Origin of the sequence: Rhodococcus sp. NPDC056960, assembly GCF_042674125.1 — a bacterium.
In the GTDB taxonomy this organism is placed as follows: domain Bacteria; phylum Actinomycetota; class Actinomycetes; order Mycobacteriales; family Mycobacteriaceae; genus Rhodococcus_F.
Genome location: NZ_JBHURF010000010.1, coordinates 68,850 through 81,219 on the forward strand (window position 1 = coordinate 68,850; position 12,370 = coordinate 81,219).

Genomic DNA, 12,370 nt, shown 5'->3' on the forward strand with positions numbered 1-12,370 from the left:
TTGGTCAGTGCTGCGGCTGCGGAGCCGTCAGGCCGAGTTCGAGATCTCCGAGGGGTGTGAAGAACCGTGCGACGTCGTCGTCGTGGACGTCGTCGATCGACGGGGGTGACCACTGCGGGTTGCGGTCCTTGTCGACGACCTGCGCCCGGATACCCTCGACCAGGTCGGGGGAGTTCAGGCAGGCCACCGACACCCGGAACTCGTCGTTGAGGACCTCCTCGAGGCTGCCCGCGGCACGGGCCCGCCGCAACGACGTCAGGGTCACCGCGCACGCGGTCGGCGACTTCGACCGCACCTGCCCGGCCGCCTTCACCGCCTCCGGCACCCCACTGTCCTCGAGCCGGGCGACGATCTCCGCAACCGTGTCGGCGGAGTAGGCGGCGTCGATCCAGCCCTGCTGGCCCAGCAACTCCGACGCCGGTGCCGGTTCGGCGTGCGCGGTCAGCGCCTCGTCCACCGACATGGTCTCTAGGGCTGCGATGAACTGGTCGATCTTCCCGGAGGGCATGAAGTGGTCGGCGAACCCGCACGCGATCGCGTCCCCGGCGCTCAGCCGCGCCGTCGTCAACGCGATATGGGTGCCCAGCTCACCGGGGGTGCGGGCCAGCAGGAAGGTGCCGCCGACGTCGGGGACGAACCCGATCCCGGTCTCCGGCATCCCGATCATCGACCGCTCGGTGACGACCCGGACGCTGCCGTGCGCCGACACCCCGACCCCGCCGCCCATCACGATGCCGTCCATGATCGCCACATACGGTTTCGGATAGTTCGCGATCACCGCGTTGAGGACGTACTCGTCCCGCCAGAACTCCCGCGACCCGGTGCCGCCCTCCCTCGCGTCGTGGTAGATCGACACGATGTCCCCGCCCGCGCACAACCCGCGGTCCCCGGCGCCGGTGATCAGCACCGCCCGCACCCCGTCATCGCCGGCCCACCGATCCAGCGCCGCCGCGATCTGCCGGACCATCGCATGGTTGAGGGCGTTGATCGCCCTCGGCCGGTTCAACACGATCCGGCCCAGCCCGCCGTGGCGTTCGATCAGCACCTCCGGCTGCGCGGTGGTGGTGGTGGTGGTGTCGGTGGTGGTGGTGGTGGTGTCGGTCATGCCGCTCCCTTTCCATGTCCGGCGACGACGCTGCGGGCGATGACCACCCGCATGATCTCGTTGCTGCCTTCGAGGATCTGGTGCACCCGCAGGTCCCGGACGATCTTCTCGATTCCGTACTCGGCAAGATAGCCGTACCCGCCGTGCAGCTGCAGCGCCCGGTTCGCGACCTCGAACCCGGTGTCGGTGGCGAACCGCTTCGCCATCGCACACAACTCCACCACATCCGGGGCGCCCTCCTCCAGCGCCGCCGCCGCCCGCCACAACAACGTCCGCGCGGCCTCGAGCTCGGTGCGCATGTCCGCCAGCTGGAACTGCAACGCCTGCGACTCGAGCAGCGGCGCCCCGAACGCCTTCCGGTCCGCCAGATACCCGACCGCCTTGTCCAGCGCCGCCTGCCCGCCGCCGACCGAGCACGCCGCGATGTTCAGCCGGCCCCCGTTCAGGCCGGCCATCGCGATCCGGAACCCGCCACCCTCGGTGCCGAGCAGGTTCGCCGCCGGCACCCGGACACCGTCGAAGATCACCTGCCTAGTCGGTTGGGCGTTCCAGCCCATCTTCACCTCGTTCGGCCCGAACGAGAGCCCCGCCGAGTCCTTCGGCACGATGAACGCCGAGATCCCCCGCGGACCACCCTCGCCGGTGCGGGCCATCACCACATACACATCCGAGGTGCCGGCCCCGGAGATGAACTGCTTGACCCCGGTCAGCACGAAGTGATCGCCGTCGCGGACCGCCTTCGTGCTCAGCGCCGCCGCATCCGACCCCGCCCCCGGTTCGGTCAGGCAGTAACTGCCCAGCTGATCCATCGCACACAACCCCGGCACCCAGGCATGCCGTTGCTCGTCGGTGCCGAACCGGTCGATCATCCACGTCACCATGTTGTGGATGGAAATGTACGCCGCGATCGACGGGCACCCCGTCGCCAACTGCTCGAAGATGCGGGCCGCATCGACCCGGGTCAGCTCCGACCCACCCACATCCTCCCGGATGTAGATCCCACCCATCCCCAGCGACGCCGCCTTCCGCAACACATCCACCGGGAAATGCTTCTTCTGATCCCACTCCACCGCATGCGGCGCGAGATGCTCGACCGCGAAATCACGGGCAGTATCGCGAATCGCCCGCTCGTCATCGGACAACGTGAACATACGGGTCCCGATCAGTTCATCGTGGGGATGACGAAGTGGTTGGTCTCTTCCTTCTTGCCGGAGGGCCAGCGCTGCGTCACGGTCTTCGTCTTGGTGTAGAAGCGGAAGGAGTCGGGACCGTGCTGGTTGAGGTCACCGAATCCGGAGCGCTTCCAGCCGCCGAACGTGTGGTACGCGATCGGCACCGGGATCGGGACGTTGACGCCGACCATGCCGACGTTGACGCGGTTGGTGAAGTCGCGGGCGGTGTCGCCGTCGCGGGTGAAGATCGCGACGCCGTTGCCGTACTCGTGCTCGGTGGGCAGCCGCAGCGCCTCCTCGTAGTCCGCGGCGCGGGCGACGAGCAGGACCGGTCCGAAGATTTCCTCCTTGTAGATGCGCATATCGGTGGTGACCTTGTCGAACAGGGTCGCACCGGTGAAGAAGCCGCCCTCGTGGCCTTCGAGGGTGAATCCGCGGCCGTCGACCACTGCCTCGGCGCCCTCGTCGAGGCCGATCTGGATGTAGTTGTTCACGCGCTCGAGGGCGTCCTTACCGACCAGCGGGCCGAAATCGGCGCCTTCGTCGTCGCTGCGCCCGATCTTCAGCTTGCCGACCCGTTCGGTCAGCTTCGCGACGAGGGCGTCCGCGGTCTCCTCGCCCACCGGGACGGCCACCGAGATCGCCATGCAGCGTTCGCCCGCGGAGCCGTACCCTGCGCCGATGAGTGCGTCCGCGACCTCGTCGAGGTCGGCGTCGGGCATGACGATCGCGTGGTTCTTCGCGCCGCCGAAGCACTGCGCGCGCTTGCCGTGGGCCGCGGCGGTCTCGTAGATGTACTGCGCGATCGGTGTGGACCCGACGAACCCGACAGCCTTGACGCGGTCGTCGGTGAGCAGGACGTCCACCACTTCCTTGTCGCCGTTGACCACGTTGAACACACCCGCGGGCAGACCGGCCTCGAGGAACAACTCGGCCAGACGCAGCGGCACCGACGGGTCGCGCTCGGACGGCTTCAGGATGAACGCGTTACCGGCGGCCAGCGCGGGGCCGGCCTTCCACAGCGGAATCATGGCCGGGAAGTTGAAGGGCGTGATGCCGGCGACGACACCGAGCGGCTGCCGCATCGAGTAGACGTCGATGCCGGTACCGGCGGATTCCGTGTACTCACCCTTGAGCAGGTGGGGCGCACCGAGGGCGAATTCGATGACCTCGAGGCCGCGCTGGATGTCGCCCTTCGCATCGGGGATCGTCTTGCCGTGCTCCGACGACAGCAGCCGCGCCAGCGAATCCATTTCCTCCTGCACGAGCTGGAGGAACTTCATCAGGACGCGAGCGCGCTTCTGCGGGTTGAACAGCGCCCATTCCCGCTGAGCCTCCACCGCGTTCGCGATGATCGCCTCGGTCTCGGCCTTGTCGGCGAGCGGCACGCGCGATTGAACCTCACCGGTGTTGGGGTCGTAGACGTCGCCGAACTTGTTGGAGGCACCGGGGACGCGCTTGCCGCCGACGAAGTGGGATAGCTCTTGAACCATTGTGCGAACCCGTTCCTTACTCGATGATGAGGGAGTTCCGAATATGTAGCTCATCCTATAGTTGGATGTCCATGTATGTCCAGGGTGGAGGAAAGTCCGACGCTCGGTACACCGTGGTCCGAGTGAGCAGTCAGTGTTTTCGTACGACGCGCTCGGGCTCCCCCGGTTTCCAGATGGTGATGTCCATGTGGCCGTCGCCGACCTCGACAGCCGAGCCGCCGGTCAGGTCGGCTCGGTAGCAGTGATCGAATTCCTGGCCGCGGATATCGAACCCGGTCTCGTCGAACAGTGCCTGCGCGAAGCGCTGATGCAGGGCCTTGTCCTGGACATCGTCGACGACTCCCCACAGTTTCGCGTCGCCCTCCTTCACCTCGGTGTCGACGGTCGCCGTGTGCAGGCAGAATCGCGGATCGCGTGCCAGGTCCCGGAACTTCGTGGTGTTCGGCATTCCGGCGATCCACAGCTGGTTTTCGAAGAATCTCGGCTCGACCGGACTGATCCGCGGAAAACCGTCGGAGCGGAGCGTGCCGAGCATGCACAGGTTTCCGGTCGCCGCATGCCTGCGCGAGAAGATAGCGGCAATCCGCGGTGCAGCTTCGGCGAACTCATTCCAGCCGACCATGCACACGACCCTACGACGGATACCGCGGCCGAATGATCAAGATGCACACAAATGTGCGATCAGAATGGCCTCGACTTCCGACCATCGCGCCGCAGAAGGCAATCGTGGGGCAGCCGACCGGTAGTGGTGCCCGGTCGGGGTACCGAGATCGAAGAGGTGGGTGCGGCCGGGCCTGCTCACGGGACGGGCGGTCCAGCCGTCGCCTTCTTTGGCGTAGTTGCAGGCCTCGCACAAACCGGCCCCGTTGCGCGCCGTGGTGGCACCCTCTTTTCGACGGGAGCGAATGTGATCGTGATGGCGGATCGGCGCATCACACCACGGCGTGCGGCAGGTACGGTCCCGGAGGTCGATCAGCTTCCGTAAGCCTTTCGGGAATGCCCTCGCCTGCGACTCCATCGCGGTCAACGAACCCGACAGCGGACACGAGTAGACGTTTCGCAGGGTCACCGCGGTGTCACCATCGAGGGCGTCCGCCACCAACTGCCGTGCTATCGCCGCCGGCACGGGCCCGAACCCCGCCAGGTCCGCCGCCTCATCCCCACCTGCCAGGAGCGTTTCGTCGGAGAGCACCAAGTTCACCGCCACCGGCACACCCGAGGCCACCGATGCCCCGGAACCACGCTCGAACAACAGATCCGCCATCAACTGATTCCGTGTTCGGCCACCACTGTCCCCGGTCGCGATCAGGCTGTCCGCATCCCGACCGAGCGTGGCCCGCAAACAGACCGCCTGTTCCATCGGCATCAGCACACTCAGGTACGCCATCGAATCCGGTGCCGGACGCGTCGTCACCCGCCGCTCCGACACCGCCTTGCGATACCGCGCGACGACCGCGGCGGCGTCGAGTTCCACCGCCAGCGCCTTCGCCTTCGCCTTCGCGACCAGGCCACGGTCGCCGACCCCGTCGAGAATGTCCGGGTCCGAACACAACCGGTGGTCGACGATCTTCCGGTCCGCCGCCGACAGACACGCCGTCTCCCGCACCAACAGGGTGGCGCGCCACTCGTTCAACCGGCCCGACCGCAACAACGCCAGGGTGTGCGGCATCTCGTGCACCACCGCCCGCGCGAAACCCAGATGCCGGCGACCACGATTCGGAGACTCCCTGCGCGCCAACGTAATCTGTGCTGCGATACCGCGGTCCCACTCCGCCCGCGGCAACCGACGGACCTTGCGGTCCTCTCGCATGCAGGTGGCGACATCGTCGGTGACCACCGCCTGCACCGCACACCCCACCGACTTCAACGATTCCACCGCGTCGATCCACTCGATCCCCAACCCGGCATCCCCACACGGCTCGACACACCGCAACCGCGTGGTGAACGCCCGCAACTCCTCCAGATCCGGTGGCGCTACTTCCCCCACGACCAACCTCCCCCAAGGTCATTCGAAACTTTGTTCGACCCTAGCAGGCGGACTGGATCACACGCAATGGCCGAGAAATTCAGATCCCCAGTGCCGCAGCCGCTGCGAGGGCGAGGGTTTCGTCGACCGCGTCATATCCGCCCGACCCGCCACCGGGGCCGCCGCTGTCGGCGACGGTGCGGCGGGCGGAGAGGTGTATCGCGTCGACACCGGTGCCCGCGACGGCAGCGATGTCGTCGACGCGGATTCCGCCTCCTGCCATCACCTGGATCCGCCCGCATGGGTGGGCGACCATGGCCGTCAGAGCGTTCAGTCCGTCGATGCAGCGTGGCACTCCGCCCGAGGTGAGGACTCGGGTGATGCCGGCGTCGGCGAGGGTGTCGAGTGCGGTCGCCCGGTCGTCCACGACGTCCATCGCACGGTGGAAGGTCACGTCGACGGAGGTCACGTCGATACCGTCGAGCAGACGCGCGAGGGCGGAACGGTCAACGCTTCGGTCAGGGGTCAGCGCACCGAGCACGACGCCGGAGGCACCCGCCCCCAGCGCGGCCCGGATGTCCCGCGCCATCACCGCGATCTCGTCGGCGTCGTAGACGAATCCGCCGGGTCGGCACCGGATCAGGGGGTGCACCGCGATCCCCTGGGCCGCGACCGCTTCGATCGTGCCGACGCTCGGCGTCAACCCGCCGGTCGCGCCGAGTGCGGTGCACAACTCGACGCGCGACGCACCGGCGCGTCGCGCGATCCGGGCACCCGCGACGTCCTGGACCGCCAATTCGAGTACGGGCGTCATCTAGAACGACTGCCAGGAAGGCTTGTGTTCCAGCGCATACCGGTAGTAGTCGGCAAGTTGCAGCTTGCCGGCCGCAGCCTCGTCGATCACGACCGTGACGTGCGGGTGCAGCTGCATCACCGACGCCGGACAGAACGCGGACAGCGGTCCCTCCGCGGCGGCGGCGATCGCCTCCGCCTTGCCCTTGCCGAACGCGATCATCACGAGGTGCCGGGCTTCGCTGATGGTGCCGAGCCCCTGGGTCAGGACGTGGTGCGGTACGTCGTCCACACTGTCGAAGAACCGCGCGTTGTCGAGGCGGGTCTGCTCGGTGAGCGTCTTGACCCGGGTGCGTGAGGTCAACGCGGAACCCGGCTCGTTGAATCCGATGTGGCCGTCGGTTCCGATGCCGAGAAGTTGCACGTCGACGCCACCTGCAGCGGCGATGGCGGCGTCGTATCGCGCCCCCTCCTCGGCGATGTCGGACGATTCTCCGTCGGGGCTGAGCACGTGCCCCGGGTCGAGGTTCACGTGGTCGACGAATTCCGACCGGATCACCGAGAAGTACGACTGATCATGACTTTTCGGGAGTCCCACGTACTCGTCCAGCAGGAAGGCGCGGGCATCGGAGAAGTCGAGTCCCGACTCGCGGTGTCGTCGTGCGAGTTCCCGGTAGCTGCCGAGCGGGGACGATCCGGTGGCGAGGCCCAGTGTCGCCGAACCGCGCCGTACGTACCCCTCGACGATGTCCGCGACGGTCGTGCTGACCTCCGACGGCGTCTGCCGGATTACGATTTCCATGCCAATCCTTTCGGTCCGGCGGGGATTCCGCCGACGAACACGCCGCGGGGGCGCAGGTGGTGATCGGTGACGACGATGTCGGCGCGGCGACCCGGGGCCAGGCTGCCGCGTTCGGACTCCAGACCGAGCAGCCGGGCCGGGGTCCTGGTGGCAGACGTGACGGCGTCGGCGAGACCGATGCCGCTGTCGACGACGGCGGTGCGCACCACGTCCAGCAGTCGTGCGGTGCCGCCGGCGATGGCACCCGCGGACCCGTCGGCGGTCGCGAGCCGGGCCACACCCTGCGAGACCCGGACGTCCAGGGGTCCGAGCTGGTAGTTGCCGTCCGAGACGCCGGCGGCGGCCATGGCGTCACTGACGAGGACGATCTGCTCGGGCCCGACGGTGTCGAACACCATCGATACGGTCTCGGGCGCGAGATGCACTCCGTCCGCGATCAATTCGACGACGATGTCTCCTCGACCGGCCGCGGCCAGGAACGCGGCCACCGGTCCCGGTGCGCGGTGGTGCAGCGGCGGCATCGCGTTGAACAGGTGGGTGGCGGTCAGCGGCCGGCCGGCGGCGTCGGCGATCCGCGCCGCCGTGGTTGCCGCGTCGGTGTCGGTGTGGCCGAGGCTCGGCAGCACACCCCGCCGGTGCATCGCGTCGAGGAGTTCCCCGAAGTGCGCCGTCTCCGGCGCGAGGGTCATCGACCGGACGGTGCCGCGCGCGGCGTCGCAGATCCTCTCGAACAGGCCGGGATCTCCGGGGATCACGGAGGCGGGATCCTGCGCACCGCACCGGGCACCGGAGATGAACGGGCCCTCCAGGTGGATTCCGAGGAGCTCACCGCGTTCCACCAGGCCTGCGAGGATCTCGGCCTGCCGGAGCAGATCCTGCTCCCCTGCCGAGACGAGGCTGCCGAGCAGTCCGGTGGTGCCGTGCCGGCGGTGATGATCCGCGGCCCGCCTCGCGCCGTCGGCGTCGGTGTTGGGGAATCCCGCGCCGGCGCCGCCGTGGCAGTGCAGGTCGATCAGACCGGGCAGCAGTATCGACGAATCGGGTTCGGGCAGGGGCGCCTGCCCGCGGTACTCCGGGGCCGGTCCGACCCAGGAGATTCGGTCGTCGTCGGTGACCACCACGCCGTCGTCGATGACGCCGTCGTCCGCGACGACCGTGCCGCGCAGGATCATCGGGGTGCTCCGGACGCGAGAGCCGCGACGGCCGATCGTGCGGCCTGCGGAGACGGCGCGCCGCGCGCGGCGATCGCCATCTCCCGGCACCGGTCGAGGTCGGTGGCCGCGAGACCGGCACGCACGGCGCCGAGGGAGGGCGCCACCATGGACAGGCTCGTGACGCCCAGTCCGACGAGGACGGGCGCGAGCGCGGGATCGGACGCGGCCTCACCGCAGATGCCGACGGGGGTGCCCGCCTCCGCACCGGCGGCACCGACGGCGCCGATCAGGTCGAGCACCGCGGGCTGCCACGGGTCGAGCAGGGTGGCGAGACCGCCGGCCATCCGGTCCGCGGCGCAGGTGTACTGGCTCAGGTCGTTGGTGCCGATTCTGACGAAATCGACGTGTTCGAGCAGGTCGCGGGCGCACAGTCCGGCAGAGGGGATCTCGATCATCGCCCCGACCGTTGCGATTCCGCGGGAACGGGCGAGCGCGGCGAATTGCGCCGCCTCCTCGGCGGTGGCGACCATCGGTGCCATCACCCACAGGTCCGCGCCGGTGGCGGCCGCGGCGGCGGCGAGTGCCTCCAGCTGGGTGGCCAGGACGTGCGGGTAGACGGCGGTGTAGGTGGCGGTCTGCTCGTCGAGTGTGGGCGCGACCCGCCTGCCGAGGTACAGGAATTCGGTGCGGAACAGCCCGACGCCCTCCGAGTCCGCGGTGGCCGTACGCACGGCTTCGACGACGACCGCGCCCGTGGAGCCGTCGAGCACCACCGGCCGTCCCTCGACCAACCGGTCGACGTCGGCGCAGTTCACGACCGCGGGCAGGCCGAGCGACTTCGCCAGGATGGCGGTATGGCTCGTCGGTCCGCCCTCCGCGGTGAGCAGGCCGACCACGTCGCTGCCGCCGAGCATCGCGGTGTCCGCGGGTGGCAGGTCCCGGGCGACGAGCACGAACGGGTATCCGGGATCGGGTGTGCCGGGCATCGGCACGCCGAGCAGCACCGCGACCGTGCGGTTCCGCAGGTCGCGCAGGTCCGCGACCCGCTCGGCCAGGTACCCACCGAGGGCCGCGAGTGTGGCGCAGTAGCCGTCGAACGCGACGCCCACAGCGTGTGCCGTCGGCATCCCGGCGACGAGGTTCTCCTCGGCGGCGGAGAGGATTCCCGGATCGCGGGCCAGGGCGGCCGACACGAGCGGGATCTCGGACGCGACTCCGTCGACCTGCGCGGCGCGGGTCCCGAGGTCGGCGGCCACGGTCGCGAGGGCGTCCTTCACCCGGGCGGCCTCCGCGGTGACCGATTCGCCGACCGGGTCTTCGGCCGACGTCGTGACCGGCGTCCCGAACGCGAGCCAGGGTGCGCAGACCAGCCCCGGACTCACACCGAGGCCGTGGACAAACTGTTCCGTCGTCGTCGGCATCAGGCGACGTCGAGGTCGGCGGCGAGCAGGTCGGCGAGACGGTCGAGGGCCTCCTCGCTGCCCTCCCCTTCCGCGGAGATCGTCACCTCGGTACCGAATTCGGCGCCGAGGGTCATCACCGCGAGCATGCTGCCGGCGTCCACCGGGGCGGACTCGCCCACCGCGATCCGTACCGCGACCGGTTCCGATGCGGCGGCCTGGGTGAACTTCGCGGCGGGGCGGGCGTGCAACCCCACCTTCGAGCCGATGAGAACTGTTCGTGCTGTCATGGTCACCGACCTGCCTTTTCCGTGTCTGCGTTCGTTTCCGTTTCCGGGTCGTCCTCCCGGCCGGGAGTGCGCAGGTTCCACTTCTTGATGACGAAGCTGAACAGGACGTAGTAGATGACGGCGTACCCGAGCCCGATCGGGATCAGCATCCACGCGTTGGTGGCCTTGCCGAAGTTGAGCACGTAGTCGAAAAAGCCTGCGGAGAAAGTGAATCCATCGTGGATGCCGAGTGCGTTGACGAGTGCCATCGACGTTCCGGTGAGGAACGCGTGGATCAGGTACAGCGGCCAGGCCACGAACATGAACGCGAATTCGAGGGGCTCGGTGATGCCGGTGAGGAACGCCGTGAGTGCGGTGGAGAGCATGATGCCGCCCACGACCTTCTTCTGCGACGGCCGGGCGTTGCGCCAGATCGCCAGTGCGGCAGCGGGAAGGGCGAACATCATGATCGGGAAGAAGCCGGTCATGAAGATGCCGGCGCTCGGGTCGCCGGCGAAGAACCGGTTGAGGTCGCCGCGGACGAGTTCTCCGCTCGCGTTCTGATAGTCGCCGACGAGGAACCAGACGGTGGAGTTCAGGATGTGGTGCAGACCGGTCGGGATGAGCAGGCGGTTGGCCATGCCGTAGACGCCGCCGCCGATCACCGAGTTCTCGGCAACGGTCTCGCCGACCCACGTGAGGGCGGAGTTGAAGGCCGGGTACAGGAACGCCATGAGGACGCCGACGAGGAGACCGGTGACCGCGGTGAGGATGGGAACGAGCCTGCGTCCGTTGAAGAATCCGAGATAGTCGGGCAGTTTCGTGCGGTAGAACCGCTGCCACAGGATGGCGGACAGCAGACCCATCACGATGCCCGCGAGCACACCGTAGTTGATCAGTGCCTGGTCGCCGTTCGGATCGGTCTTGCCTTCGAGGACGACCGGTGACATGGCCTCGAACACGCCGTTGATGACCATGTACCCGACCACCGCGGCCAGCGCGGTGGAACCGTCCGCCTTCTTGGCCCAGCCGATGGCGATGCCCACCGCGAAGATGAGGGGCAGCCAGGTGAACACGGCCTGGCCGGCCGCGGAGATGACGGACGCGGCGGTGTGCATCGAGTCGAATCGGCCGAGGAGGTCGTCCTGGCCGAGTCGCAGCAGGATGCCGGCCGCAGGGAGCACCGCGATCGGCAGCATCAGGCTTCGCCCGAGGCGCTGTAACCCGGCAAACACCGCTGATTCCTTTTTCGGGCTGTCTACGACAGTCATATCGGCCTTCTCTGTGCGCGTCGGTCGCCGAATCGGCGTCTGGTGAGTCCCGAATCCGGCGGCGGCGAGCGCGTCGTCCGGCTTCGGGAAAACTATTGTGGACCCGCACCCCCAACGGGTACTGTCCGGTCATAACCAGTTGCCAGTTTGACCAGGTGAGCACAGGATGTCAACAGGTAAATGTGATCCAGCTAACCCATTCGGCACCATCACCTGCGGCTCGAACACGAACTACGAGGGAGAACCGATGTCCAAAGCGGACGCAATCATCAGCGGCCTCGGCGGCGCCGACAACATCGTCGAGATCGAGGCCTGCATCACCCGGCTACGCACCGAGGTGAAGGACGGCGCCAAGGTCGACGAGGCCGCGCTCAAGGCCGCGGGCGCCCACGGCGTCCTGAAGGCGGGCAGCGTCGTCCAGGTCATCGTCGGCCCCGAGGCGGACACGCTGGCCGAGGACATCGAGGACATCCTGTGAGCGTGACCGTACAGGCCCCGCTCCCCGGGCGCGTGCTCGCCCTGGCCGACGTGCCCGACCCCGTGTTCGCCGGACAGATGGTGGGTTCGGGGGTCGCGATCGACCCGGCGCGCGACCGGGGCGCCCTCGACGTGCTCGCCCCGATCTCGGGCAAGATCCTCAAACTGCACCCGCACGCGTTCGTCATCCTCGGCTCCACCGGTGCGGGAGTGTTGGTCCACCTGGGAATCGACACCGTGAAGTTGAAGGGCGAGGGATTCACCCTGCTGGCGACCGAAGGCGACGACGTCGACGCGGGGAACCCCGTGGTGCGATTCGATCCGACCGAGATCGACGGCACCGGGTACTCCGCCGTGTGCCCCGTGGTGGTGATGGACTCCAAGCCGGATTCGGTGTCCACCAACAGCATCGGTTCCGACGTGAGCACCGGCGACGCCCTGTTCGGCTGGACGGCACCGTAGACAGGGG

General features: G+C 68.3%; 13 protein-coding genes. 2 read left to right on the plus strand and 11 right to left on the minus strand.

Annotation, left to right across the window (positions count from 1 at the left end; translation table 11 throughout):
- Window positions 1-4: 4 nt before the first annotated feature.
- The 11 genes from ACFTWF_RS17360 to ACFTWF_RS17410 form a co-directional block, all read right to left on the minus strand.
- The gene (locus ACFTWF_RS17360) at window positions 5-1,105 is read right to left on the minus strand and encodes an enoyl-CoA hydratase/isomerase family protein (protein WP_378462432.1); all 1,101 of its coding nucleotides are present in this window, start codon (window positions 1,103-1,105) and stop codon (window positions 5-7) included.
- Entirely contained in the window at window positions 1,102-2,256 is a 1,155-nt protein-coding gene (locus tag ACFTWF_RS17365) for an isobutyryl-CoA dehydrogenase (protein WP_378462433.1), read from the minus strand. The genes ACFTWF_RS17360 and ACFTWF_RS17365 overlap by 4 nt, the downstream gene beginning before the upstream one ends.
- A gap of 11 nt (window positions 2,257-2,267) precedes the next feature.
- Window positions 2,268-3,770 carry a CoA-acylating methylmalonate-semialdehyde dehydrogenase gene (locus ACFTWF_RS17370; protein ID WP_378462434.1) on the minus strand — a complete coding sequence of 501 codons (1,503 nt, stop codon included), beginning with the start codon at window positions 3,768-3,770 and terminating at the stop codon, window positions 2,268-2,270.
- 130 nt (window positions 3,771-3,900) lie between these two features.
- The gene (locus ACFTWF_RS17375) at window positions 3,901-4,392 is read right to left on the minus strand and encodes a pyridoxamine 5'-phosphate oxidase family protein (protein WP_378462435.1); all 492 of its coding nucleotides are present in this window, start codon (window positions 4,390-4,392) and stop codon (window positions 3,901-3,903) included.
- A 36-nt stretch (window positions 4,393-4,428) separates the two neighbouring features.
- Window positions 4,429-5,757 (minus strand): HNH endonuclease, encoded by a 1,329-nt coding sequence (locus ACFTWF_RS17380; RefSeq protein ID WP_378462436.1) that lies wholly within the window; start codon window positions 5,755-5,757, stop codon window positions 4,429-4,431.
- Between the two features lie 79 nt (window positions 5,758-5,836).
- Entirely contained in the window at window positions 5,837-6,550 is a 714-nt protein-coding gene (locus ACFTWF_RS17385; protein ID WP_378462437.1) for a copper homeostasis protein CutC, read from the minus strand.
- The gene (gene nagB, locus ACFTWF_RS17390; protein WP_378462438.1) at window positions 6,551-7,330 is read right to left on the minus strand and encodes a glucosamine-6-phosphate deaminase; all 780 of its coding nucleotides are present in this window, start codon (window positions 7,328-7,330) and stop codon (window positions 6,551-6,553) included.
- Window positions 7,318-8,502, minus strand: a complete 1,185-nt coding sequence (locus ACFTWF_RS17395; protein WP_378462439.1) for an N-acetylglucosamine-6-phosphate deacetylase — start codon at window positions 8,500-8,502, stop codon at window positions 7,318-7,320. Before ACFTWF_RS17395 ends, nagB begins: the two co-directional genes overlap by 13 nt.
- Window positions 8,499-9,905 carry a putative PEP-binding protein gene (locus ACFTWF_RS17400; RefSeq protein ID WP_378462440.1) on the minus strand — a complete coding sequence of 469 codons (1,407 nt, stop codon included), beginning with the start codon at window positions 9,903-9,905 and terminating at the stop codon, window positions 8,499-8,501. The genes ACFTWF_RS17395 and ACFTWF_RS17400 overlap by 4 nt, the downstream gene beginning before the upstream one ends.
- The gene (locus ACFTWF_RS17405) at window positions 9,905-10,174 is read right to left on the minus strand and encodes an HPr family phosphocarrier protein (protein ID WP_378462441.1); all 270 of its coding nucleotides are present in this window, start codon (window positions 10,172-10,174) and stop codon (window positions 9,905-9,907) included. The genes ACFTWF_RS17400 and ACFTWF_RS17405 overlap by 1 nt, the downstream gene beginning before the upstream one ends.
- Window positions 10,175-10,176: 2 nt before the next feature.
- Window positions 10,177-11,424 carry a PTS transporter subunit EIIC gene (locus ACFTWF_RS17410; protein WP_378462442.1) on the minus strand — a complete coding sequence of 416 codons (1,248 nt, stop codon included), beginning with the start codon at window positions 11,422-11,424 and terminating at the stop codon, window positions 10,177-10,179.
- A gap of 247 nt (window positions 11,425-11,671) precedes the next feature.
- Between ACFTWF_RS17410 and ACFTWF_RS17415 the strand changes: the two genes are divergently transcribed.
- Together ACFTWF_RS17415 and ACFTWF_RS17420 are read left to right on the plus strand one after the other, a co-directional pair.
- On the plus strand, window positions 11,672-11,902 hold the full coding sequence (locus ACFTWF_RS17415) for a glucose PTS transporter subunit EIIB (protein WP_005563039.1): 231 nt from the start codon (window positions 11,672-11,674) through the stop codon (window positions 11,900-11,902).
- Window positions 11,899-12,363, plus strand: a complete 465-nt coding sequence (locus ACFTWF_RS17420; RefSeq protein ID WP_378462443.1) for a PTS glucose transporter subunit IIA — start codon at window positions 11,899-11,901, stop codon at window positions 12,361-12,363. Before ACFTWF_RS17415 ends, ACFTWF_RS17420 begins: the two co-directional genes overlap by 4 nt.
- Window positions 12,364-12,370: the final 7 nt, after the last annotated feature.

Bases quoted from the DNA above. Each gene is read 5' to 3' on its own strand.
- ACFTWF_RS17370 (WP_378462434.1), bottom strand. From the start codon at position 3,770: ATGGTTCAAGAGCTATCCCACTTCGTCGGCGGCAAGCGCGTCCCCGGT.
- ACFTWF_RS17400 (WP_378462440.1), bottom strand. From the start codon at position 9,905: ATGCCGACGACGACGGAACAGTTTGTCCACGGCCTCGGTGTGAGTCCG.
- ACFTWF_RS17405 (WP_378462441.1), bottom strand. From the start codon at position 10,174: ATGACAGCACGAACAGTTCTCATCGGCTCGAAGGTGGGGTTGCACGCC.
- ACFTWF_RS17415 (WP_005563039.1), top strand. From the start codon at position 11,672: ATGTCCAAAGCGGACGCAATCATCAGCGGCCTCGGCGGCGCCGACAAC.
- ACFTWF_RS17410 (WP_378462442.1), bottom strand. From the start codon at position 11,424: ATGACTGTCGTAGACAGCCCGAAAAAGGAATCAGCGGTGTTTGCCGGG.
- ACFTWF_RS17385 (WP_378462437.1), bottom strand. From the start codon at position 6,550: ATGACGCCCGTACTCGAATTGGCGGTCCAGGACGTCGCGGGTGCCCGG.
- ACFTWF_RS17360 (WP_378462432.1), bottom strand. From the start codon at position 1,105: ATGACCGACACCACCACCACCACCACCGACACCACCACCACCACCACC.
- ACFTWF_RS17375 (WP_378462435.1), bottom strand. From the start codon at position 4,392: ATGGTCGGCTGGAATGAGTTCGCCGAAGCTGCACCGCGGATTGCCGCT.
- nagB (WP_378462438.1), bottom strand. From the start codon at position 7,330: ATGGAAATCGTAATCCGGCAGACGCCGTCGGAGGTCAGCACGACCGTC.
- ACFTWF_RS17395 (WP_378462439.1), bottom strand. From the start codon at position 8,502: ATGATCCTGCGCGGCACGGTCGTCGCGGACGACGGCGTCATCGACGAC.
- ACFTWF_RS17365 (WP_378462433.1), bottom strand. From the start codon at position 2,256: ATGTTCACGTTGTCCGATGACGAGCGGGCGATTCGCGATACTGCCCGT.